Raw genomic sequence first — 22380 nt, 5'->3', positions numbered from 1 at the left:
TATAGCCAAAAGCGTTTCTAAAGGCGACGCGAAAATCTTTAATTTAGAATTTTCCATGTTAAAATAGGAGCAAACCGTTTAGGATTTAGTTGAACTTTATGGAAGTTTATAAATTCTTTGCGTATAAGGAATGAGGGGAATTATGGGACAAGTAACAGCAAAGCAAGTGATGGAGACGTTTGATTTAAAAATGATCAGCGGAGAAGAAGGCATTGGCCGCCACATCCCGATCAGTGATCTTTCACGGCCAGGATTGGAAATGGCCGGTTATTTTACGCATTATCCGGCAAACCGGGTGCAATTGCTTGGCAAAACCGAACTTTCTTTTTTTGAAATGCTCGAGCCTGATGAGCGAAAAGACCGGATGATGAGATTGTGTACAAATGAAACACCTGTAGTAATTGTGGCGCACGATATGGAAGCTCCACCGGAATTGATCGCTGCTTCGAGTGAAAAACACGTTCCGGTACTGGGAACGAAAATGACAACGACGCGTTTTTCAAGTGCACTGACAAATTACCTGGAAAGCCAATTGGCGCCAACAACAGCTGTACACGGAGTGCTTGTCGATATTTACGGCATCGGGGTTCTGTTAACCGGGAAAAGCGGCGTCGGGAAAAGTGAGACAGCGCTTGAGCTTGTGAAGAAAGGGCATCGTTTAGTTGCCGATGATTGCGTGGAAATTCACCAAGAAGGCGAGAATACGTTGATTGGGCATTCACCAAAGCTGATCGAGCACTTGTTGGAAATTCGGGGAGTCGGCATCATCGATATTATGACGCTGTTCGGAGCAAGCGCTGTCCGGACATTCAAGCGGATTTCACTGGTTATCGATTTGGAGCTTTGGGATGCCAATAAAACGTATGACCGTTTAGGGCTTGAAGAAGAGAAGATGAGAATCATTGATACGGATATCACAAAACTGACGATTCCTGTCCGTCCGGGCCGAAATTTATCGGTTATCATTGAAGTGGCAGCGATGAATTACCGCTTGAAGCGCATGGGCGTAAATGCAGCGGAAGAGTTTTCAAAACGGCTCAACGAAGTCATCGCGCTCGACACACACTAACGGAATGGGTAGGTGCAATACATGTATTCGATTTTAGGTTCAATTGACCCGATCGCATTTTCACTTGGTCCGATTGATGTCCGCTGGTACGGAGTTATTATCGCAGCGGGCATTCTTCTGGCATTTTTAGTCGGCCAGCGGGAAATGGTGAAGCGGGGGCTTCATCCGGAATTTTTGACAGATCTTTTAATATGGGCAGTGCCGCTTGCAATTGTGGGTGCCCGCATTTATTACGTTGCTTTTCAATGGGATCATTATAAGAGCAATCCAGGCGAAATCATCCAAATATGGAACGGAGGCATTGCCATCCACGGGGCGTTGATCGCTTCGGTGATTGTCGCATATATTTTCACCAAAAGAAGAAACACATCGTTTTTGAAAGTGGCGGATATTTTAGCTCCGAGCATTCTGATCGGCCAAGCTATTGGCCGTTGGGGCAATTTCATCAACCAGGAAGCACATGGCGGGGAAGTATCAAGGGCCGTTTTGGAGAACTTCTTTATACCCGATTGGATCATCGAACAAATGTACATAAATGGTGCATATCACCACCCGACTTTTTTATACGAGTCCATGTGGAGTTTAGTGGGAATCATCATTTTGCTTCTTTTGCGCCGGGTTAATCTGGTCCGCGGCGAAATATTTTTCTTCTATATGATTTGGTATTCTGTCGGCCGCTTTTTTATCGAAGGCATGCGGACAGACAGCTTGGTAGCTAATGGATTGAGAGCCGCCCAAATTGTTTCGGTAATTGCCGTCGTTTTGGCTATCGGATTCATCATTTACCGCCGGGTGGCTATCAAAAATCCGCCTCACTATAAAGATAATTAGAAAGAAGAGATAGAATGTCGACTTTGAAAAACGGCTTAAAAGCCGGGCTTTTAACGACTTGGACATTAGGGAAAGTTATTTTCCCGATTACCTTGATTGTGACAATGCTTCAGTTTACACCGGTATTGCCGTTCATCATTGATTTGGTTGCGCCGTTGATGGGACTCTTTGGCCTCAGCGGTGACGCGGCCATTCCCTTGGTTCTTGGGAATGCATTAAATCTATACGCGGGTATCGCAGGAATCTTATCGCTGGATTTAACGGTCAAGGAAGTGTTCATCTTGGCCGTAATGCTGTCATTTTCACATAACATTTTCATTGAAACGAGCGTAGCGCTGAAAGTGGGCGTTAAGCTATGGGTTGTCTTGGTGGTCCGCTTCGGTCTGGCTGCCTTATCAGGAATTGTCATCAACTTGGTCTGGAAAGGCGGCGGGGAAACCGCGCAATATGGTTTTGTGCCGAAAGCTTCCGCGATTCCTGAAAACTGGCTCGAAATCTTCTTGTTCGGTTTTGAAAAAGCGGCGTTTGGAATCTTGCAACTGGCGATGATCGTTATTCCGTTGATGCTGGCCATCCAAATCTTGAAAGACAGAAAATACTTGCAGCGTTTTTCAGATACATTGGGCCCGTTAACACGTATACTGGGCATACAAAAAAATGCATCATTGACTCTTGCTTCAGGCCTGATTTTTGGTTTGGCGATGGGGGCAGGTGTTATGATACAAGCAGTTAAAGAAGACGGTGTCAGTAAAAAAGACGCCACATTGGCTTTTATTTTTCTTGTTTCATGCCATGCTGTTGTGGAAGATACGCTGATCTTTATTCCGCTAGGGATTCCGGTATGGCCTTTGTTGATCATCCGGATCGTTACAGCCCTCGGATTGACGATCCTTGTTTCCTACTTCTGGCGAAGAGCAGAACAAAATCGGAAGGAAGTGCTTTCAACATGAACAAACCTATAACCACGCTATTGTTCGATTTTGACGGAACTTTGCTCGATACCAACGAGCTGATTATCCAAACATTCCTATCGGTCCTTGGACGCCGCTATCCTGGCCGCTTTGACCGGGAAGATGCTATGCAATTTATCGGGCCGTCACTCAAGCAAACGTTTGAAAAGATCGACCCGGAACATGTGGATGAACTGATCGAAGAATATCGGGCGCTTAATAAAACTTTACATGATGAATTGGTATCAGAGTATGATGGCGTGCCAGAAACGCTGCGCTTGTTAAAAGCGCGCGGCTTAAAGATGGCCATCGTTTCCACAAAAAGAAGAGAGACCATTTTGCACGGGTTGAATTTGATGGGGATTCCGGACATTTTCGATGTGATTGTCGGACTTGATCAAGTAACTCAGCCGAAGCCGGATCCAGAGCCTTTGGAACTTGCGCTGTCGCTATTGGATTCAACGCCGGAAGAAGCGTTGATGATCGGCGATAATTCGCATGATATCGATGGCGGCAAAAATGCTGGTGTCCGGACAGCCGGTGTGGCATGGTCCGCAAAAGGTGAAGCGTTCCTCGCTTCGCTCGAGCCGGATTTTATGCTTCAGCATATCAGCGATTTGCTTGACTTAACGAAAGAAGCGGTACAATGAGAAAAACGGAGCGCCATTTTGTAACCGGTGCTAATTCTCTTTGGCACATTTATAAAACAGTGCCGTTCTGGAAGGTTATGAAAAATTTCATCGTCATTCAAATGGCGCGCTATATACCATTTTTGCCGATGAAAAACTGGTTGTACAAAACGTTTCTCGGCATGAAAATTGGCGAACAGACTTCTTTCGCACTGATGGTTATGCCGGACGTCATGTTTCCTGAAAAAATTTCGGTCGGAAAAAACTCGGTGATTGGCTATAATACCACAATTCTTGCACATGAATATTTAATAGAAGAATACCGGCTCGGTGAAGTGATCATCGGTGACCGTGTTTTGATCGGCGCGAACACTACCATTTTGCCGGGGGTTACGATTGGAGACGGCGCGATTGTATCGGCTGCGACACTTGTCCATAAAGACGTTCCGGCTGGTGCTTTTGTCGGCGGAAATCCGATGAAACTGATTTATACAGCCCAGCAAATGACAGAACGCCAAAAAAATCCTGAAAGCTCTTGAGCTTTCAGGATTTTTTTATACAATGCAAAAAACAAGCTCTCAATGTTCTGGAATTTTGAGATGTTCTTATATTTATAAACAAGGGAAAGGAGTAACGTTTATGGAATAGGGAAAAGCGCTCATAGAAAGAGGAATAACCCACATGGAAAAAGAATAACGTTTATAGAGGTTCTGAAACCCTAAAAGCAAAGAAACTTAAGTTCAATTCTGCCGAAACTTACTTGCTATAGGAAGCTTTTTCATTTCTGCTCCTTGACGCTTTATAGAACAATACGATAAAATAATAAAATACTTCACCACATTAGCAAACTAAAGTAAAATAACCAATAATAGGAAGTGTTCTTATGACGATTGAAATGTTCGAGAAGCCGCTAGGCATGCGGGATGATTTTCCTTTTATCGCTAAAAAGAAAGCGGAGCTGCGTACCAAAGGAACCGAAATTATGCAGCAAGCAGGCTATGATTTGCTGCAGACGCCAACGCTTGAATACTACGAAACAATCGGCAAAATTTCCGCCATTCCGGATAAGGCGCTGTTCAAGCTATTGGATAGCCAAGGCGAAACGCTCGTGCTGCGGCCGGATATGACGTCCCCGATTGCACGTGTTGCCGCTTCAAAATTGCTGAAAGAAAAAATGCCGGTACGCTTAGGGTATTATTCGAATGTCTTCCGGGCGCAAAAACGGGAAGGCGGACGCCCTGCTGAATTTGAACAAATGGGCGTAGAACTCATCGGTGATAATTCGTTATACGCCGATGCAGAAGTGATTATCTTAGCTTCTGCAATCTTAAAAGAACTTGAAGTAGAGTCTGGGCGGATCGTTATTGGCCATACGCAACTGCTTCAGTCCATTCTAAAAGAGTTCGGTTTGGACGAACGCCAAATCGAGAAGGTTCGGGAAGCGCTCGTTTCAAAAAATAGTGTGCGGTTTGAACAGCTTGTTGGGGAATTGGCGATTGCAAGCGAAAAAGTCGAGGTATTCAAAGCATTGAATCGGTCGAAAACGCTTGAAGACTGGAAACAGTGGATCAATTTTACGAATCCAGAACAAAATGCGCTGTACGAAGAAATGCTGAAGCTGGAAAAGATCATCGATCGAAACGGTTTATCTGATTCGGTAACCTATGATCTGTCCTTCATCAGCCACATGACTTACTATACGGGACTCGTATTTGAATTTTATGGAGCGGGAAGCGGATTTCCGCTTGGCAACGGCGGCCGGTATGACGGGCTGATGAATCAGTTTGGCCTGCAAGTCGGCGCTACTGGATTTGGCTTACGGGTCGACCGGTTACTGGAGGCAATTTCCCCGAACCAGGAAAACTCAGCAGGCACACTTATTTTATTTGTGGAAGAAACCGAGCAGGAAGCACATGAAGAGGCCCAGAAATTGCGGGCACAAGGCGAACACGTGACGCTGCAATACGCGCCTGCAGTCCAAGCGATAGATGAGTTCACCGGATTGTTTAAGGAAGTTAGACGATTGGATGGTGCTTTAAATGGATGAATTGACAATTGCAATGCCGAAAGGGCGAATATTTGAAGAAGCGTACGAGCTGCTGGTCAATGCAGGATACGATTTGCCGAAAGAGATTGATGACTCCCGTAAATTGATCGTCGAAGCGCCGAACGAGAAAATCCGGTTTATCTTAGCAAAACCGATGGATGTTCCGGTGTACGTAGAACACGGCGTTGCCGATGTTGGGATTGCCGGCAAAGACGTCATGCTCGAGCTTGACCGTTCTGTGCACGAATTGTTGGATCTTGGCATCAGCCAATGCTATATCGCGACTGCCGGGCTGCCGAATACGGAAATGAACCCGGTTACGCCGCGCATCGCCACCAAATATCCGCGCATCGCTTCCCGCTTTTACCGTGGGATGGGCGAACAAGTGGAAATCATTGAATTGAACGGTTCGATTGAACTGGCTCCGATGATCGGATTGGCAGACCGGATAGTCGATATTGTATCGACCGGAAAGACCTTAAAAGAAAATGGGCTCGTGGAATACGAGAAGATTGTGGACATCACTTCCCGGTTGATCGCTAATCCGGTCAGTTATCGGTTAAAGCAAGACCGTATCCAGGAGCTTGTAGAAAAGCTGAGAAAGCAGGCGATGGGATGAAGACTACGCGATTATCTTCTGGAATTTCCATCAGGCGGACCATTGCCGAAGGAACAGAACAGCAAGTCCAGGCTGTAAAAGAAATAATTGCAGCGGTCAGGGGGGAAGGGGATGCAGCACTGCTCCGCTTCACGGAAAAATGGGATGGTGCTAAATTAGCTCGCCTGCGTGTTAGCCCGGAAGAAATTTCTGAAGCTGTGAAGCGCTTCGATCCTCAATTGCTGAAAGATTTGGCTGAAGCGGCGGACAACATTCGCAGCTATCACGAGAGCCAGAAACAAGAAGGTTACAAGCTTGAAAACCAGGATGGCTCTTATGTGGCGCAGCGCGTAACAGCCATCGAATCTGCTGGCCTTTATGTTCCAGGCGGCACAGCGGCTTATCCGTCATCGGTCTTGATGAATGTCATACCGGCTCAAGTGGCGGGAGTTGGCCGCATCGTATTGATTTCCCCGCCTGGCAAAGACGGCACCTTGTCAGACGGCGTATTGGCGGCAGCCCATATACTTGGAATTGAGGAAGTATATAAATCAGGCGGCGCACAAGCGATTGCAGCTCTAGCATACGGTACTGAATCCATTGCGCCTGTAGATAAAATAACTGGGCCAGGCAATATCTTTGTGGCGCTGGCGAAACGTGAAGTAAACGGGGATGTCGCCATCGATATGATTGCCGGGCCGAGTGAGATTGCCATTATTGCCGATGATACCGCTTATCCGGATGAAGTTGCGGCAGACCTTTTGTCTCAAGCAGAACACGATCCGATGGCAAGCGCCGTTTTGCTTACGGTAAGTGAGCGTTTAGCTGAAGCAGTATCTCGGGAAGTTCAGAAGCAAGCGGCGGCTCTCCCGAGGCATTCTATTGCCGAACAAGCCATTGAAGATCACGGCATGATTTATATTGGAGAATCGCTCGATCAAGTGATTGATGCAGCAAATGAATTAGCTCCGGAGCATTTGGAAATTATGACTGAAGATGCGGAAGGTGTGGCGGAAAAGATCTGCCATGCAGGGGCTATTTTTATTGGTCGCTTTTCTTCAGAGCCGGTCGGGGATTATTTCGCCGGCACGAATCATGTGCTCCCAACAAACAGTACAGCCCGTTTTTCAAGTGCTTTGTCGGTTTACGACTTTTTGAAGCGGACGAGCATCATTCGGTATAGTGAAAAAACATGGCAGCAAAACAAAGACAAAATCGCACGCCTCGCACGCTTGGAAGGCTTAGAAGGCCATGCCCGCGCTGTCGAATCCCGGTCGTGGAAAAAGGAGACCCACTCATGAGAAAAGCAGAACTGAAACGCGATACGAATGAAACGAAAATAGCTGTTTCATTTTCTTTGGACGGAGAAGGAAAAGCGGATATTAACACTGGGGTCCCATTCATGGACCATATGCTCGACTTGTTCATCAAGCACGGTTTGTTTGACGGAGACATCAAAGCGGATGGCGATACGCACATCGATGATCATCACACGACAGAAGATATCGGCATTGTTCTTGGGCAGGCAGTAAAAGAAGCGCTTGGCGATAAAAAGGGCATCCGCCGCTATGGCAGCGCGTTTGTACCGATGGACGACGCACTGGCGCAAGTCGTCATTGACTGCTCGAACCGTCCGCACCTGGAATTTAGAGGAGATATTCCGAACGCTAAAGTGGGAACCTTCGATACAGAGTTGGTTTATGAATTCTTATGGAAATTTGCGCTTGAATCGCGTATGAATGTCCATGTTATTGTTCATTACGGCAAAAATACGCACCACATCATTGAAGCGGTATTCAAGGCGCTCGCTCGGGCGCTTGACGAAGCAACAGGCATCGATCCGCGAGTGAAAGGCGTGCCGTCGACGAAGGGGTTGCTCACATGATTATCGGCATTATCGATTACGGCATGGGCAATTTGTTTAGTGTCGAACAAGCGCTGAAGAAACTGGAGTGTACAGTTATCGTTTCCGACGACCCTAAAATTCTCGGCGAAGCAGAAGCGATTTTGCTGCCGGGAGTCGGCGCGTTTCCGGACGCCATGGCATTATTAAACCAAAAAGGGTTATCTTCGTTCATGCAATCCCTGCCGGAAAAAAACATCCCGCTGCTCGGCATTTGCTTAGGGATGCAGCTGCTTTATGAAGATAGCTCGGAAGGCAAAATGACTGAAGGTTTAGGGTTGTTAAAAGGCCGTATCCGGCGCTTTGAAAAAGGGACAGACCGCATTCCTCACATGGGCTGGAACCGGCTCCATTTCGCAAGAATGCCGTATTGGCTGGATGATACTCAAAGCGATACCCATGTTTATTTCGTCCATTCGTTCTTGGCGATGGAAACGGCCTCTGAACAAGTGTGGGCAACAGCGGAATATAGTGGGGTCGAAGTGCCGGGTGTAGTCGGAGACGGCTTGATCACCGGCATGCAGTTCCATCCTGAAAAATCAGGGGATTTCGGCCATTATTTATTGGAACAATGGATTGCAAACGTCAGGAGGAACCAAGATGAGCAAGTTTCAGATATATCCCGCAATTGATCTGCGCGGCGGAAAATGTGTGCGCCTGTTTCAAGGAGACTATGCACAGGAGACGGTATATGGAGATTCGCCTTACGATATGGCTAAGAAATTTGCCGATGCCGGTGCCGAGTGGATTCATATGGTTGACTTGGACGGTGCGAAAGATGGCGTCCGCATAAACGATGGAGCAGTTATCCAAGCCGCGACTTTGCCGGCGAAAGTGCAAGTGGGAGGCGGCATCCGGACGCGCGAAGATATCGAGCATTATTTGACGAACGGGGTTAGCCGTGTCATTATCGGCAGCTTGGCTATACGGGAACCGGAACTTGTCGTATCATTTATCGAAGAATTCGGCCCTGAAAAAATTGTCATCGGCATTGATGCCAAAAACGGCATGGCGGCAACCGAAGGCTGGATTGAGACGTCTGGAAAATCAGCAAAGGACGTCGCCAACTTCTTTGCATCAAAAGGCGCCAAACATTTCATCTACACTGATATTGCAACGGACGGAACGCTTGCCGGCCCGAACATCGAAGCGAATAAAACACTGGCTGATTCAGAAAACGCGGAAATTATCGTTTCCGGGGGCATCGGTTCATTGGAAGATATCCGGAACGTAAAAAAGGCTTCAGAAGAAAGCAATATCGCCGGCGTCATTATCGGGAAAGCTCTTTACGAAAACCGCTTTACACTTGAGGAGGCGCTGTCATGCTGACAAAACGAATCATTCCTTGCTTGGACGTAAAAGAAGGCCGGGTTGTCAAAGGCGTCAGTTTCGTATCGCTGCGTGATGCCGGAGATCCAATGGAACTGGCACGCTTTTACGATAAGCAAGGAGCAGATGAATTGGTTTTCCTGGATATTTCAGCGTCTCATGAAGGCAAAGAAACGATGGTTGAGGTGGTTAAGACGGTAGCATCGGAATTATCCATTCCGTTCACGGTGGGCGGAGGCATTCGCACACTCGATGACATGAAGCGCATGCTGCGTGCTGGAGCAGACAAAGTGTCATTGAATACAGCAGCACTGGATCGGCCGGAGCTCATAAAAGAAGGCGCAGACTTTTTTGGATCGCAATGTATCGTCGTGGCAATCGATGCGAAACGAAACGGTGCTAGCTGGGATGTCTATACTCATGGCGGCCGCAACAAAACTGAATGGGATGCTATCGAATGGGCAAAGAAAAGCGTTGAACTCGGAGCGGGTGAATTGCTCGTGACAAGCATGGATAAAGACGGCGCCAAAAACGGGTTTGATCTGGAATTGACTAAAGCGATCCGCGATGCGGTGGAAGTGCCGGTTATTGCCAGCGGCGGAGCAGGAGCACGCGAACATTTTGAGGACGTCTTTAAACAAGTCGATGTGGATGCGGCGCTTGCGGCGTCAATTTTCCACTATAAAGAAACCAGCATTGCCGAAGTAAAAGAGTACTTGCGGAAAGAAGGGGTGAATGTTCGATGACGGAAGTGAAATTCGATAAGGACGGCTTGATTCCCGTTATTATCCAAGATGCGCATTCAAAAGAAGTATTGACGTTGGCTTATGCCAATGAAGAAGCACTTCAAAAAACAATCGAAACAAACGAAACTTGGCTTTATTCGAGAAGCCGGAACGAATTATGGAATAAAGGCGCAACGAGCGGCAATACGCAAGAAGTTACAGCTGTACGGTTGGATTGTGACGGAGATTCGCTTATTTACGAAGTGATTCCAAATGGCCCGGCATGCCACACAGGCGAGACCAGCTGCTTCCATAACACAATTCATGGTGCAGCTGCCGAGTCGACAACAGACATGCTTACGCAACTAACTTCACTTATCAGCAGCCGCGAACAGGAGATGCCGGAAGGCGCTTATACAACCTACCTGTTTACAGAAGGCGTCGACAAAATTTGCAAGAAAGTCGGAGAAGAAGCGGCTGAAGTAATCATAGCGGCGAAAAATCGGGACCCGCAAGAACTATCGATGGAGACTGCTGATTTGTTCTATCACGTCCTTGTTTTGCTGCAAGAGCAAAAAGTGGGATTAGATCAAGTGCTAGATGTTTTAAAAGAGCGCCACGCAACTAAAACTTCAAGTAAATAATAGGGAAATATGCTATAATGCTAAGTATATTTAAGTATGGGACGAAACTATTCGTTCCTTTTACTTTTTTCGGAGGCATATTTTGGAAAATAAAAAAAAGAAAACTCAAGAGAATGTATTGTCGTTCATTCCAACAGGAGAATATTATTACAAAAAAGCGCTAAAAGAGCTGCAGCGCGACCAGTTTCAAAAAGCCCATAAATATTTGCAGCGCGCAACAGAACTGAGCCCGAAAGATCCATTGATCCTTATGCATTTTGGTATCGTACTGATGGAAATGCAGGAGTTCGAGCGGGCTATGGATGCCTTGCGCGAAGCACACAGCATCGATCCGGAAGAAACGGACATTCTCTTCTTCCTGGCAGAAGTGCATGCGCATATGGGCATGTTTTTGGATGCCCGAAAATACGCGAAAAAATATGTTGAGCAGGACATTCAAGGAGAATATGCAGCGGAAGCGATGGAAATCATCGATTTTGCAGAACAGGAAGACTGGCAGCTTTTTGATGACGAAGGAGAAGCCCAGGACAGCGAATACTTTTATCAGCAGGAAAAAGCGCGGCGCTGGATGGAACAAGGCAACTTTGCCGGTGCAATCCATCTGCTGGAGCAGCTGATCGAAGAAAAACCTGATTTTTGGGGAGCGCACAATAATCTGGCGCTCGCTTATTTTTACGTTGGGGAAGCAGAGATGGCAAAGACTTTGCTCCATGACGTTCTTCGGAGAAATCCAGGCAACCTTCACGCACTCTGCAATTTGGCCGTGTTCCATTATTACGAGAAGAACGATGAGCTGGATGATGTATTAGAGCTGCTCAAGAAAATTCAGCCTTATGTTTTCGAACACCGCTATAAATTAGGAGCCACGTTCGCATTGGTCGGCAAGTATAAAGAAGCTTATCGCTGGCTGCGCAGTTTGCAAAAGCGTGGGTTTGATGGCGATCCGGCATTTTATTTCTGGCTGTCCCATGCGGCGTATCACGCAGGATATGAAGATGTGGCAAGACAGGCATGGAAGCAGTTGACGAAGATGGATCCGGACAAAGAAGGCTACGAGCCTTGGTCTGAAAATGCGGATATGCCACATGTCGATGCCCTTGAACATGATCGTGATTATTTAGTGGAAAAGTTGGATCATTCCCATAAAAGCGAGCGTTTATTTGGATTGTTTCTGCTTGGGAAATCCTCCCATAGACAAGAAATCATCTCTCATCCAAAATGGCTGCAGGCGGACCAGCCATCCTTGCTTGAAACCTATTTACTTGGTTATGCGCTCGGCCATCCGTTCAAAGAAGCCGTTACTGAAGAGCAGGCATTCATGCGTGCTATGAAAGCGACGGAAATTCTTTACGCTAAAGAAGGCATGGTGACGCAGCAAGGTTCCTACGCTTTTCAGATGTGGTTCATGATTTTCGATAAAGCGTTTGACCGGAAATACCAATTTAAAAATCCGAATGCGTTAGCAGCTGCAGCGGATTATATGTTTAATTCGTCGCGTGACCAGTCTGTAACAAAAAAAGCGATTGCACAAACCTACGGTATTTCTCCGGCCACACTTACCAAATACGTCAACGAACTTATTCAATATTTGCCGATTTTTGAGTCGTAGGCAAATAAGTTGATGGGATTGGAAGAATCTTATACGATTTAGCTACTGGGACTTAGGAGGTTCATTATGACTGAAACTATTAAAATTTATGACGTAATTATTATCGGTGCAGGACCGGCTGGAATGACAGCCGCTGTTTACACATCTCGAGGCAACCTTTCCACGTTGATGCTAGAACGCGGAATTCCTGGCGGACAGATGGCCAATACGGAAGAAATTGAAAATTATCCAGGCTTTGACCACATTCTTGGGCCGGATCTTTCAACTAAAATGTTCGAACATGCTAAAAAGTTTGGTGCCGAGTACGCTTACGGCGACGTTAAAGAAATTATTGACGGCGAAGAATATAAAACGATTATTGCAGGTTCAAAAGAGTACCGCGCTCGTGCTATCATCATCACAACTGGTGCCGAATACAAAAAAATGGGCATTCCGGGCGAGTCGGAACTTGGCGGCCGCGGTGTCAGCTATTGCGCAGTATGTGACGGAGCATTCTTTAAACAGAAGCAGTTGATCGTTGTCGGAGGCGGAGATTCTGCCGTTGAAGAAGGCGTGTACTTGACCCGTTTCGCTGATAAAGTGACGATTGTCCACCGTCGCGATGAGTTGCGTGCGCAAAAAATCCTTCAGGACCGTGCATTTGCCAATGAGAAAATTGACTTTATCTGGAGCCATACGGTTAAGGAAATCAATGCCGAAAATGGCAAAGTCGGAAGCGCAACTCTTGTTTCCACAAAAGATGGCGTGGAACAGGAATTTAAAGCAGATGGCGTATTCATTTATATCGGCATGCTGCCATTGACAAAACCATTTGCAGAGCTGGGCATTTTAAATGAAGAAGGCTATGTGGTCACGGATGATCACATGGCGACTGCTGTTCCAGGCATTTTTGCTGCAGGAGATGTGCGTGAAAAAATGCTGCGCCAAGTTGTTACGGCAACAGGAGACGGAAGCATTGCAGCGCAGGCTGTTCAGCATTATGTAGAAGAACTGGCAGAAAAACTTAGCATAAAAGCTTAATTTAATGTTTTCTTAATCCTTTTGTAACACCGTTGTCACAAGGATGAGGTAAAGTAAAAGAAGTAAATTGACCCCCTTTTTATAAAACTTTGAAAGCCGTTTTTCGAGTTACTCGGAAAACGGCTTCTTTTTGTGCATTGCCGAAAATTCATGCTTTTACGTCAGGTAAGCTCTTGGTCAGTTGCAACTTTTAAGGAGTGAGTTACAACTTTATGAAGTCGAGTTTTAATTTTTATTTTAATTACTATGAATTGAATTTAATAGTCCGCATACAACTCACTCAAGAACTTTCACCAGGTCTGGCGAGGCCGAAAAGGCTTAAGATTTTATACTTGGCATGTTCTCCGGAGATTGTCAGGGTTGCATAGATGTCTGCGCTTTTCTTTTTTTGCATGACACGCCCGGATAGGTGTATAATAGAGGGAGTTTACAATAGAGGCGGAGTGTCGAATGTGCAGCGAATCGCGAATTTATTAGTTATCCAAAACAATCAAGTCTTATTGCTTAAAAAACCCCGCCGCGATTGGTATGTGGCACCAGGCGGCAAGATGGAAGCCGGGGAATCGATTTATGAAGCCGCCATCAGAGAATTTACAGAAGAAACAAATACAACTCCTATTGGCACCCATCTGAAAGGCATTTACACGATGGTGATCGAAGATGCTGGCGAAAAAGTGGATGAGTGGATGCTTTTTACTTTCGCTGCCAGAGGATTGACAGGAATTCCGTTTGAAGAAACACGTGAAGGCCTGCTTGAATGGCATCCTGTTGAAAGTTTAGCGTTTTTGCCGATGGCAGAAGGCGACCGGACAAATTTGCAGTTTGCCGCTCATCAAAGAGGAATACAGTATGGGACGTTCCACTATACAACTGATTTTGATTTACTGGAAGAGACCATTCAAATGTCGACGGAAGAGGTGGATTGCTATGATGGAAAATAACAACAATATTAATAATGAGGAAACGGAACTGATTGTCATAACCGGTATGTCAGGTGCTGGCAAGACAGTTGCAATCCAAAGTTTTGAGGATTTAGGATTTTTCACCATAGACAACTTACCTCCAGCTTTATTGCTGACGTTCATGCAATTAATGCGGGATTCTGGCAAGTCAATGAAGCGGGTAGCAGCGGTAATGGATTTGCGCGGCGGCGACTTTTTCGACAATCTGGTCGATGCCATCGACGGCTTGTCGAAAGAGCCGAAAATTGCTATCACGATTTTGTTTCTTGATGCCGACAATCAGACGCTTGTCAGCCGCTATAAAGAATCGCGACGCTCGCATCCGCTTTCTCCAGGCGGTTTAGTGCTTGGAGGCATCAAAAAAGAGCGTGATATGCTGGAAGATGTACAAGCAAGAGCGCAATTCATTTACAACACTTCCCAGATGACTCCACGTCAGTTGAAAGAAAAGATCATATCGGATTTCTCAACAAAATCCAGCAATGTTTTTACCGTCAATGTTATTTCATTCGGCTTTAAGCACAGCATGCCGATCGATGCCGATCTAGTGTTCGATGTCCGCTTTTTGACGAATCCCTATTATATAGAAGAACTAAATCCGTTATCCGGGTTGGATGAGCCGGTTTCCAGCTATGTGCTTGAAAAACCGGAAACGCAAACCTTGGTTGCGAAGTTAACCGATCTTTTTGAGTTTATGATTCCGCTCTATAAGAGCGAAGGAAAAGCGCAATTGGTTATTGCGTTCGGCTGCACAGGCGGCCAGCACCGTTCAGTCACCTTAGCGGAATACTACGGGAAACTGCTCGCCAAAGATTACAAGACCATCGTGACACATAGAGACGTCAAAACAAGAAAGGGCTGAGTGGATGGAACAACACGTTCGCCGTAAACGCGTTGTGATTATTGGCGGAGGCACAGGGCTTTCCACTCTCCTTCGGGGATTGAAAAAGTTTCCGCTTGATTTGACTGCTATTGTCACTGTGGCTGACGATGGCGGCAGTTCAGGACGTTTAAGAGATGATATGGACATTCCGCCTCCGGGAGATATACGCAACGTAATGGCTGCGCTGTCGGATGCGGAACCGTTGGTGGCAGAGATGTTCCAGCACCGGTTCAAGGGGTCATTGGATTTGGGCGGCCATTCGCTTGGCAATCTGATGCTGGCGGCTTTGACCGAGATTACCGGAGATTTTTCACTAGCTGTCCGGGAAATGAGCCGGGTATTGAATGTTAACGGCACAGTATTGCCGGCGGCCAATCAATTGGTAACGCTGAATGCTGAACTGGAAGATGGCTCGATGGTCAAAGGGGAATCCAAAATCCCTGCCTATTTGCAGAAAATCAAGCGTGTTTCTCTAGAGCCGCATGATGTTGAAACTCTTCCCGATACCATTAAGGCTATCCACAACGCAGATGTTATTGTCGTAGGACCAGGCTCGCTTTATACGAGCATTTTGCCGAATTTATTGGTTAAGAATATAAAAAAGGCGTTGCTTGCCTCAACAGCAAAGAAAATCTATATATGCAACTTGATGACTCAAGCAGGTGAGACTTATCGCTACACTGCCGCTGATCATGTCCAAGCTCTCTACGATCATATAGGAGAAGCTTTTTTGGATGCGATTTTACTAGATAAAGTGGAGATTCCACAAAATATTGCAGAACGCTACAAAAAAGAAAGAGCGTGGCCAGTGGAATACGATGAAGAACGACTGGGCCAACTGGGTCTTCGCATCTACAAGGAAGACATTGCTAATATTTTAGGGGAGGCTGTACGGCATGAACCGAGTAAGGTAGCAGAATGGCTTTTTGAATATGCAGGGGGCCTCGCCAAAGACGATTCAACACAGTTGTATTTTTAGTGTTTGAAAAGGGGGGAATATGTTTTGTCTTTTGCATCTGAAACAAAAAAAGAAATGACTCAAATTGAAGTGGATGATTGTTGCGGAAAAGCCGAACTTTCTGCGTTGATCCGCATGAACGGCACGCTGTCGTTTTCAAACCGGCAGCTCAGCCTCGACATACAGACAGAGAACGCCGCAATTGCAAGGCGGATTTATACCATGTTGAAGCGTTTTTATCCAGTCTATCCAGTGGAATTGCTGGTTCGGAAGAAAATGCGATTAAAAAAGAACAATGTATATATATGCCGAATCCGTGAAGGCTCAAAGCATATACTGGAGGATTTGGCCATCATTTCCGAAGGTTTTCAATTCCAGCATGAAATCGATAAAACGTTGATTGAGAAAAATTGCTGCAAACGGGCTTATTTGCGCGGAGCTTTTCTGGCGGGAGGTTCCGTCAATAATCCGGAAACTTCGTCTTACCATTTGGAAATCTACTCGCTTTACAAAGATCATGCAGATTCATTGGTTGAACTGATGAACAACTTCTCTTTAAACAGCAAAACCATTGAACGCAAAAAAGGATTTGTTACTTATTTGAAAGAAGCTGAAAAAATATCCGACTTTTTCAGTGTTACTGGAGCGCATTCCGCTTTACTGAAGTTCGAGGACGTTCGGATTATCCGCGACATGCGGAACAGCGTAAACCGTCTAGTAAATTGCGAGACGGCCAATTTAAACAAAACCATCGATGCGGCTCTTCGCCAAGTGGAAAACATCCGTTTTATCGACAACGCGATCGGCATTGACCAATTGCCGGAACGGCTACGGGAAATTGCAAGGTTGCGGGTTGAATTTCAGGATATCACTCTCAAAGAACTTGGTGAAATGGTATCGACCGGCAATGTCAGCAAGTCCGGTGTTAATCATCGATTACGTAAAATCGATGAAATTGCAGAATCGCTTCGCAAAGGAGAAATGATCGGCCGGTAAAATCCGGCTGTTCTTTTATAGATGAAAGTTTAGTTGAGTTTCTGGAGGAGGATCAACATGGTAGAAAAAGAAGTAAAAGTTTTATTGAATACCGGACTTCAAGCAAGGCAAGCGGCATTGTTTGTTCAAGAAGCTAATCGCTTTAATTCCGATGTCTATTTGGAAAAAGAAAATAAAAAAGTTAACGCCAAGAGCATTATGGGACTTATGAGTTTAGCCATCAGCAAAGGCACGACCATTAAAATCTCGGCAGATGGATCAGACGAAGAAACAGCAGTGGACTCTTTGGCTGCGCTAGTCGAAAAACAAGCATGAAAAAAGTTCGCAGCCGTAAGGCTGTGAGCTTTTTTATGCTTCCAAATAAGAAGCGTAGCTTCTCCTTATATAACTGGCGAGTCTGCATAAAATAAAAAAAGCTTACCGCCCATGGCGGTAAGCTCCTTAAAGCATTAATTTTTTTCGTTCGGCAATTTGTTGCGTGTAATGATTTTATCGACTAAACCATATTCAAGCGCACGTTCAGCAGTCATGAAGTTATCACGGTCTGTATCTTTTGAAATAACGTCAAGCGGCTGGCCAGTGCGGTCAGCTAGGATTTGGTTTAACTTTTCGCGCAAGTGCAAAATGCGTTTTGCGGCAATTTCAATTTCTGTCGCTTGGCCTTGAGCACCACCAAGTGGCTGGTGAATCATAACTTCCGCATTTGGAAGGGCAAAGCGTTTGCCTTCTGTTCCAGCTGCAAGAAGGAAAGCTCCCATTGAAGCAGCCATACCGATGCACACTGTTTGAACATCTGGACGGATGAATTGCATAACATCGTAAATCGCCATACCGGCAGTGATGCTGCCGCCAGGGCTGTTAATGTAGATGGAAATATCTTTTTCAGGATCTTCCGCTTCAAGGAATAGAAGCTGAGCCACAATAGAATTTGCAACATTATCGTCAATGCCGCTTCCTAGCATGATTACGCGGTCTTTCAACAAACGCGAATAAATATCATATGCACGTTCGCCACGGCTTGTTTGTTCAATTACAGTTGGAATTAAGTTCATGAAAAGATCCTCCTCATATAGATGAATTTATTTCATTGCTGAAACAGGTTTCAGCTGTACCATTATCATACACATGATGGTCAATGAAGGTCAAATATAACGAATTAAAATAATGGGTTGATAATTTAAAAATACTTTTGTATAATAGAAAAGTCGCTAATAGAGAAATGCGCAATCCCAAAACGCCCTCGTAGTGTAATGGATCACACGCAAGATTCCGGTTCTTGAAATGGGGGTTCGATTCCCTCCGAGGGTATCCTAACTGAAAGCTGAGCTGTTCACCTGTTAATCCGGGTGGCTGGCTCAGCTTTTTTCTTTTTAGTAGCCTTGGGTATAATAGAAAAGTAAGAACGCCTAAATGGCGATAGTGTTTTTACGAATCAAAAAAATTGCGTGTAGAGAAAGAAGGGATAGTTTGTTCATTCTATATACCCGCCCTAATTGTCCGTTATGCGAGGAAGCTAAATTGATGATTCAGCTTGTCCAAGAAGATTTTCCCTTGGATTATGAGGAGATCAACATTGAAACCGATGATGCACTTCATGAGAAATACATGTTGATGATCCCGGTACTGGAGAAAAACAACAAAATTTTATTATATGGCAATATTGGTTATGCCGATTTACTCGAAGCGTTGTAATTCAAACGCTTTTTTTGTTTGCTTTTTTACGGGGGGTTCGCTAGAATAAGTTTGTGGGACAATATTTAATGTAGCGGGACGATAAGTGTCCAGCTAAAAGGAGTGGAATGATGGATCCATTAACGGAAGCGCAACAAAAGCTTATGCCGGAAATGACCGAACTCCTGAAAAAACGCTATCAAATATTATTGACGATTAAATTGGAAGAACCGATTGGCAGGCGAGCACTTAGTGAGCTGGCCGGTTCAACCGAAAGAGAAATTAGGAAAGAAACGGATTTGCTGCGCAACCAGCAGTTGGTCGTGGCAAAATCCGCCGGCATGATTGTTTCCGAACAAGGCGTTGCTGTACTTGATGCTCTAAGAGACTTCATGCGTGATGTGTCTGGTCTGATTGCAATGGAAAAGCAGTTGAAATCCCTCCTAGGGATTTCAAAAGTGCTGGTCTTGCCGCAAGACAGCGACGACATACCCGCTGTGAAATCGAATATCGGCAAAGAAGCAGCCCGGCTTCTGGAGGCCTTCTTCCCGCAGTATAAAAAAATTGCCGTAACCGGCGGCAGCACCATGGCCGCCATTTCAAAAGAATTGTCTTCCGACAAAAGGGACAGTTTGCTGCAATTTATTGCTGCGCGTGGGGGATTAGGCGAAGATGTGCTCCATCAAGCCAATACGATCGCTTCCTCGTTCGCGGGGAAGACCGGAGGTTCTGTTAAAACGCTTTACTTGCCTGATCACTTGAGTGAAGAAGCTTATGAGATGATGATGCGTGAGCCGGTGATCAAAGAAATGATGGATCTTTACGACCAAACGGATGTAGTGGTCCACGGCATCGGAAACGCAGAAGAAATTGCTCTTCAACGGCAATCATCGACAGAAGAAGTCGAAAGGATCCGCTCGGGCGGCGCAGTAAGCGAAGCTTTTGGCTATTACTTCGATAAAGAAGGAAAAGTTGTTTATCGCATCCGCACAGCGGGAATCCAATTAGAGCAAGTTCAAAAAGCCCCAGCCATCCTGGCAATTGCAGGAGGCCGGTCAAAAGCAAAAGCGATTCTTTCTTATTTCAGAAATGCGGCCCCTCAAACGATACTCATAACGGATGAAGGCGCTGCTCAAAAAATACTTGAGTTAACTCAAAAACAGGAGGAAATTTAAATGACTTTAAAATTAGCTATCAACGGATTTGGACGTATTGGACGCATTGTATTCCGTCAGGCATTGGCAACTGAAGAAGTGGAAGTAGTAGCAGTAAACGATTTAACAGATGCAAAAATGCTTGCACACCTTTTGAAATACGATTCAATCCACGGTATTTTGGACGCAGAAATTTCAGCTGAAGGCAATGACTTGATCGTTAACGGCAAACGCATCCACGTTTACTCTGAAAAAGATCCTGCAAACCTTCCATGGAAAGAAAACAACATTGACATCGTAATCGAATCTACTGGATTCTTCACAAACGCTGACGATGCGAAAAAACACATCGAAGCAGGAGCGAAGAAAGTTATCGTTTCAGCTCCAGGCAAAGGCATGAAGACTGTTGTTATGGGCGTTAACCATGATAGCTACAACCCAGAAGAAGACCATGTTGTATCAAATGCATCTTGTACAACTAACGGCCTTGCTGGAATCTCAAAAATCTTGAACGATAAATTCGGCATCAAAAAAGCGATGATGACAACAATCCACTCGTACACAAACGACCAGATTTTGTTGGATTCTCCGCATAAAGACTACCGCCGTGCACGTTCTGCAGCAGAATCTATGATTCCGACTACTACAGGCGCAGCAGTTGCAGTAACACTAGTATTGCCTGAATTGAAAGGCAAACTTGATGGAATGGCAATCCGCGTTCCTACACCAAACGTATCGTTGATCGACTTGGTTGCTGAATTGGAAACAGACGCAACAATCGAAGACGTAAACAACGCGATCAAAGAAGCAATCGATAACGACGAAAACGACTTCTTGAAATACAGCGAGCTGCCACTTGTATCACGCGATTACAATGGCAACACAGCTTCTTCAACTGTTGACCTTCCGTCAACAATGGCTCTTGGCGGCAACATGGTTAAGATTCTTGCATGGTACGATAACGAATCAGGCTACTCTGCACGCTGCATCGACATCGCGTTGCACATGTACAACAACGGCTTGAAATCTTAAAATCATAGCTTAATTTCTTATGAACCTCTATAATAAAAGAGGGTAAAAGGGGTGGGGACTTACCCTGCCCCTTCTTTTAATTTAAAGAGTAAGCTTGCAACAAATTTAGAGCAGTAACGACAAACGGGAGGTATTTTCATGCTGAAGAAAATGACCATGAAAGATGTAGACTTAAAAGGAAAACGTGTATTTTGCCGGGTGGATTTTAATGTGCCGATGTCAGAAGGCAACGTAACGGACGACACAAGAATCCGTGCCGCTCTTCCGACCATCAACTATTTGATTGAAAACGGAGCAAAAGTCATTCTTGCAAGTCACTTAGGCCGACCAAAAGGGACTGTTAACGAAGAAATGAGACTGGCTGCAGCGGCAGCCAAATTAAGCGAATTATTACATAAAGATGTAAAGAGCCTCGATGAGTCGATCGGGGAAAAAGTAGAGCAGGAAATTGCGGCAATGAACGAAGGCGATGTTGTTTTGCTGGAAAATGTCCGCTTCCATCCTGGCGAAGAGAAAAACGATGAAGAGCTTGCAAAAGCATTCGCTGCTTTAGCAGATGTATTCGTCAACGATGCTTTCGGCGCTGCTCATAGAGCACATGCCTCGACTGCAGGAATTGCTAAACATTTGCCTGCAGTATCCGGGCTGCTGCTTGAAAAAGAGTTGGACGTCTTAGGAAAAGCATTGTCTGAACCGGATCGTCCGTTTACCGCAATTATCGGCGGTGCGAAAGTAAAAGACAAAATCGGCGTTATCGATAATTTGTTGGAAAATGTTGACAATTTATTGATCGGTGGCGGTCTTTCGTATACATTCTTGAAGGCGCAAGGCTTGGAGATTGGTACATCACTGCTTGAAGAAGATAAGATGGAGCTTGCTCTCTCGTTCCTCAAGAAAGCGGAAGAAAAAGGCGTTAAGCTTTACTTGCCAATTGACGTGGTAATCGTGAAAGAATTCTCGAATGACACGGAAACAAAAGTAGTCAAAATCGATGAAATCCCTTCCGACTGGATGGCCCTGGATATCGGACCGGAAACTGTGAAACTGTATTCCGACGTTATTGCTAATTCCAAATTAATTATCTGGAATGGCCCGATGGGTGTGTTTGAAATGTCTTCATTTGAAAACGGCACAAAATCAGTAGCGGAAGCGATGGCTAAAACTGAAGCCTACACTGTTATTGGTGGAGGAGACTCAGCGGCAGCTGTTGAACAATTCCATGTGGCAGATAAGATGGATCATATTTCTACAGGCGGCGGAGCTTCATTGGAATTCATGGAAGGCAAAGAATTGCCTGGTGTTACTGCATTAACAGATAAATAAGAAAAACTCATTTGGTTCAACAATTTAAGCTTGATCGTCAGTAGACT

At 45.4% G+C, this 22380-nt stretch carries 25 protein-coding genes and 1 tRNA gene; 25 read left to right on the top strand and 1 reads right to left on the bottom strand.

The window, feature by feature from the left end:
* Positions 1-142 precede the first annotated feature (142 nt).
* The 20 genes from hprK (at position 143) to B0H99_RS13285 (ending at position 17468) form a co-directional block, all read left to right on the top strand.
* Positions 143-1069 carry an HPr(Ser) kinase/phosphatase gene (gene hprK, locus B0H99_RS13380; RefSeq protein ID WP_106534188.1) on the top strand — a complete coding sequence of 309 codons (927 nt, stop codon included), beginning with the start codon at positions 143-145 and terminating at the stop codon, positions 1067-1069.
* 21 nt (positions 1070-1090) lie between these two features.
* Positions 1091-1900 (top strand): prolipoprotein diacylglyceryl transferase, encoded by an 810-nt coding sequence (lgt, locus tag B0H99_RS13375; RefSeq protein WP_106534187.1) that lies wholly within the window; start codon positions 1091-1093, stop codon positions 1898-1900.
* 14 nt (positions 1901-1914) lie between these two features.
* A complete protein-coding gene (locus tag B0H99_RS13370) occupies positions 1915-2850 on the top strand; it encodes a nucleoside recognition domain-containing protein (RefSeq protein WP_106534186.1) in 936 nt (311 codons plus the stop codon).
* Positions 2847-3500 carry a pyrophosphatase PpaX gene (gene ppaX, locus B0H99_RS13365; protein WP_106534185.1) on the top strand — a complete coding sequence of 218 codons (654 nt, stop codon included), beginning with the start codon at positions 2847-2849 and terminating at the stop codon, positions 3498-3500. Before B0H99_RS13370 ends, ppaX begins: the two co-directional genes overlap by 4 nt.
* Positions 3497-4018 (top strand): acyltransferase, encoded by a 522-nt coding sequence (locus tag B0H99_RS13360; RefSeq protein WP_106534184.1) that lies wholly within the window; start codon positions 3497-3499, stop codon positions 4016-4018. The genes ppaX and B0H99_RS13360 overlap by 4 nt, the downstream gene beginning before the upstream one ends.
* Before the next feature lie 344 nt (positions 4019-4362).
* Positions 4363-5526 carry an ATP phosphoribosyltransferase regulatory subunit gene (hisZ, locus tag B0H99_RS13355; RefSeq protein WP_106534183.1) on the top strand — a complete coding sequence of 388 codons (1164 nt, stop codon included), beginning with the start codon at positions 4363-4365 and terminating at the stop codon, positions 5524-5526.
* A complete protein-coding gene (gene hisG / locus B0H99_RS13350) occupies positions 5519-6145 on the top strand; it encodes an ATP phosphoribosyltransferase (protein ID WP_106534182.1) in 627 nt (208 codons plus the stop codon). The genes hisZ and hisG overlap by 8 nt, the downstream gene beginning before the upstream one ends.
* A complete protein-coding gene (hisD, locus tag B0H99_RS13345) occupies positions 6142-7425 on the top strand; it encodes a histidinol dehydrogenase (protein ID WP_106534181.1) in 1284 nt (427 codons plus the stop codon). Before hisG ends, hisD begins: the two co-directional genes overlap by 4 nt.
* The gene (hisB, locus tag B0H99_RS13340) at positions 7422-8009 is read left to right on the top strand and encodes an imidazoleglycerol-phosphate dehydratase HisB (protein ID WP_106534180.1); all 588 of its coding nucleotides are present in this window, start codon (positions 7422-7424) and stop codon (positions 8007-8009) included. Before hisD ends, hisB begins: the two co-directional genes overlap by 4 nt.
* Complete coding sequence (gene hisH / locus B0H99_RS13335) at positions 8006-8659, top strand: imidazole glycerol phosphate synthase subunit HisH (RefSeq protein ID WP_106534179.1); 654 nt, start codon at positions 8006-8008, stop codon at positions 8657-8659. The genes hisB and hisH overlap by 4 nt, the downstream gene beginning before the upstream one ends.
* Positions 8628-9356 (top strand): 1-(5-phosphoribosyl)-5-[(5-phosphoribosylamino)methylideneamino]imidazole-4-carboxamide isomerase, encoded by a 729-nt coding sequence (gene hisA, locus B0H99_RS13330; protein ID WP_106534178.1) that lies wholly within the window; start codon positions 8628-8630, stop codon positions 9354-9356. The genes hisH and hisA overlap by 32 nt, the downstream gene beginning before the upstream one ends.
* The gene (gene hisF, locus B0H99_RS13325; protein ID WP_106534177.1) at positions 9350-10102 is read left to right on the top strand and encodes an imidazole glycerol phosphate synthase subunit HisF; all 753 of its coding nucleotides are present in this window, start codon (positions 9350-9352) and stop codon (positions 10100-10102) included. Before hisA ends, hisF begins: the two co-directional genes overlap by 7 nt.
* Positions 10099-10725, top strand: coding sequence for a bifunctional phosphoribosyl-AMP cyclohydrolase/phosphoribosyl-ATP diphosphatase HisIE (hisIE, locus tag B0H99_RS13320; protein ID WP_106534176.1), 627 nt, complete (start codon positions 10099-10101; stop codon positions 10723-10725). The genes hisF and hisIE overlap by 4 nt, the downstream gene beginning before the upstream one ends.
* An 82-nt stretch (positions 10726-10807) precedes the next feature.
* Positions 10808-12334: a tetratricopeptide repeat protein gene (locus B0H99_RS13315; protein ID WP_106534175.1), complete on the top strand. Its 1527-nt coding sequence runs from the start codon at positions 10808-10810 to the stop codon at positions 12332-12334.
* Positions 12335-12400: 66 nt separating this feature from the next.
* Complete coding sequence (gene trxB / locus B0H99_RS13310; RefSeq protein WP_106534174.1) at positions 12401-13354, top strand: thioredoxin-disulfide reductase; 954 nt, start codon at positions 12401-12403, stop codon at positions 13352-13354.
* Between the two features lie 452 nt (positions 13355-13806).
* A complete protein-coding gene (locus B0H99_RS13305) occupies positions 13807-14295 on the top strand; it encodes an NUDIX domain-containing protein (protein ID WP_106534173.1) in 489 nt (162 codons plus the stop codon).
* Positions 14282-15178 (top strand): RNase adapter RapZ, encoded by an 897-nt coding sequence (gene rapZ / locus B0H99_RS13300; protein WP_425440386.1) that lies wholly within the window; start codon positions 14282-14284, stop codon positions 15176-15178. The genes B0H99_RS13305 and rapZ overlap by 14 nt, the downstream gene beginning before the upstream one ends.
* A gap of 4 nt (positions 15179-15182) precedes the next feature.
* Positions 15183-16178 (top strand): gluconeogenesis factor YvcK family protein, encoded by a 996-nt coding sequence (locus B0H99_RS13295; protein ID WP_106534172.1) that lies wholly within the window; start codon positions 15183-15185, stop codon positions 16176-16178.
* 24 nt (positions 16179-16202) lie between these two features.
* Positions 16203-17153: a DNA-binding protein WhiA gene (whiA, locus tag B0H99_RS13290; RefSeq protein WP_106534171.1), complete on the top strand. Its 951-nt coding sequence runs from the start codon at positions 16203-16205 to the stop codon at positions 17151-17153.
* 57 nt (positions 17154-17210) lie between these two features.
* The gene (locus B0H99_RS13285) at positions 17211-17468 is read left to right on the top strand and encodes an HPr family phosphocarrier protein (protein ID WP_106534170.1); all 258 of its coding nucleotides are present in this window, start codon (positions 17211-17213) and stop codon (positions 17466-17468) included.
* A gap of 134 nt (positions 17469-17602) precedes the next feature.
* On the opposite strand, the gene clpP is transcribed toward B0H99_RS13285, so the two are convergent.
* Positions 17603-18205, bottom strand: coding sequence for an ATP-dependent Clp endopeptidase proteolytic subunit ClpP (gene clpP, locus B0H99_RS13280; RefSeq protein WP_106534169.1), 603 nt, complete (start codon positions 18203-18205; stop codon positions 17603-17605).
* Positions 18206-18389: 184 nt separating this feature from the next.
* Here clpP and B0H99_RS13275 point away from each other — a divergent pair.
* The 5 genes from B0H99_RS13275 (at position 18390) to B0H99_RS13255 (ending at position 22333) form a co-directional block, all read left to right on the top strand.
* Positions 18390-18461 (top strand) — tRNA-Arg (locus tag B0H99_RS13275).
* Between the two features lie 102 nt (positions 18462-18563).
* Complete coding sequence (locus B0H99_RS13270; protein ID WP_181313671.1) at positions 18564-18845, top strand: glutaredoxin family protein; 282 nt, start codon at positions 18564-18566, stop codon at positions 18843-18845.
* A gap of 110 nt (positions 18846-18955) precedes the next feature.
* Entirely contained in the window at positions 18956-19999 is a 1044-nt protein-coding gene (locus tag B0H99_RS13265) for a sugar-binding transcriptional regulator (RefSeq protein ID WP_106534167.1), read from the top strand.
* A complete protein-coding gene (gap, locus tag B0H99_RS13260; protein WP_106534166.1) occupies positions 20000-21010 on the top strand; it encodes a type I glyceraldehyde-3-phosphate dehydrogenase in 1011 nt (336 codons plus the stop codon). It begins immediately after the preceding gene.
* Between the two features lie 138 nt (positions 21011-21148).
* Positions 21149-22333, top strand: a complete 1185-nt coding sequence (locus tag B0H99_RS13255) for a phosphoglycerate kinase (RefSeq protein ID WP_106534165.1) — start codon at positions 21149-21151, stop codon at positions 22331-22333.
* Positions 22334-22380: the final 47 nt, after the last annotated feature.

It is taken from the genome of Planomicrobium soli (genome assembly GCF_003014655.1).
In the GTDB taxonomy this organism is placed as follows: Bacteria; Bacillota; Bacilli; order Bacillales_A; family Planococcaceae; genus Planococcus; species Planococcus soli_B.
This window is presented reverse-complemented; position numbering and strand designations above follow the sequence as displayed.

Coding starts and splice junctions, on each gene's coding strand:
- B0H99_RS13270 (WP_181313671.1), top strand. CDS start 18,564: ATGGCGATAGTGTTTTTACGAATCAAAAAAATTGCGTGTAGAGAAAGA.
- B0H99_RS13360 (WP_106534184.1), top strand. CDS start 3,497: ATGAGAAAAACGGAGCGCCATTTTGTAACCGGTGCTAATTCTCTTTGG.
- B0H99_RS13285 (WP_106534170.1), top strand. CDS start 17,211: ATGGTAGAAAAAGAAGTAAAAGTTTTATTGAATACCGGACTTCAAGCA.
- hisB (WP_106534180.1), top strand. CDS start 7,422: ATGAGAAAAGCAGAACTGAAACGCGATACGAATGAAACGAAAATAGCT.
- hisZ (WP_106534183.1), top strand. CDS start 4,363: ATGACGATTGAAATGTTCGAGAAGCCGCTAGGCATGCGGGATGATTTT.
- B0H99_RS13265 (WP_106534167.1), top strand. CDS start 18,956: ATGGATCCATTAACGGAAGCGCAACAAAAGCTTATGCCGGAAATGACC.
- hisG (WP_106534182.1), top strand. CDS start 5,519: ATGGATGAATTGACAATTGCAATGCCGAAAGGGCGAATATTTGAAGAA.
- hisIE (WP_106534176.1), top strand. CDS start 10,099: ATGACGGAAGTGAAATTCGATAAGGACGGCTTGATTCCCGTTATTATC.
- lgt (WP_106534187.1), top strand. CDS start 1,091: ATGTATTCGATTTTAGGTTCAATTGACCCGATCGCATTTTCACTTGGT.
- gap (WP_106534166.1), top strand. CDS start 20,000: ATGACTTTAAAATTAGCTATCAACGGATTTGGACGTATTGGACGCATT.
- hisD (WP_106534181.1), top strand. CDS start 6,142: ATGAAGACTACGCGATTATCTTCTGGAATTTCCATCAGGCGGACCATT.
- hisF (WP_106534177.1), top strand. CDS start 9,350: ATGCTGACAAAACGAATCATTCCTTGCTTGGACGTAAAAGAAGGCCGG.
- B0H99_RS13370 (WP_106534186.1), top strand. CDS start 1,915: ATGTCGACTTTGAAAAACGGCTTAAAAGCCGGGCTTTTAACGACTTGG.
- B0H99_RS13295 (WP_106534172.1), top strand. CDS start 15,183: ATGGAACAACACGTTCGCCGTAAACGCGTTGTGATTATTGGCGGAGGC.
- hisH (WP_106534179.1), top strand. CDS start 8,006: ATGATTATCGGCATTATCGATTACGGCATGGGCAATTTGTTTAGTGTC.
- clpP (WP_106534169.1), bottom strand. CDS start 18,205: ATGAACTTAATTCCAACTGTAATTGAACAAACAAGCCGTGGCGAACGT.
- B0H99_RS13255 (WP_106534165.1), top strand. CDS start 21,149: ATGCTGAAGAAAATGACCATGAAAGATGTAGACTTAAAAGGAAAACGT.
- ppaX (WP_106534185.1), top strand. CDS start 2,847: ATGAACAAACCTATAACCACGCTATTGTTCGATTTTGACGGAACTTTG.
- rapZ (WP_425440386.1), top strand. CDS start 14,282: ATGATGGAAAATAACAACAATATTAATAATGAGGAAACGGAACTGATT.
- hisA (WP_106534178.1), top strand. CDS start 8,628: ATGAGCAAGTTTCAGATATATCCCGCAATTGATCTGCGCGGCGGAAAA.
- hprK (WP_106534188.1), top strand. CDS start 143: ATGGGACAAGTAACAGCAAAGCAAGTGATGGAGACGTTTGATTTAAAA.
- trxB (WP_106534174.1), top strand. CDS start 12,401: ATGACTGAAACTATTAAAATTTATGACGTAATTATTATCGGTGCAGGA.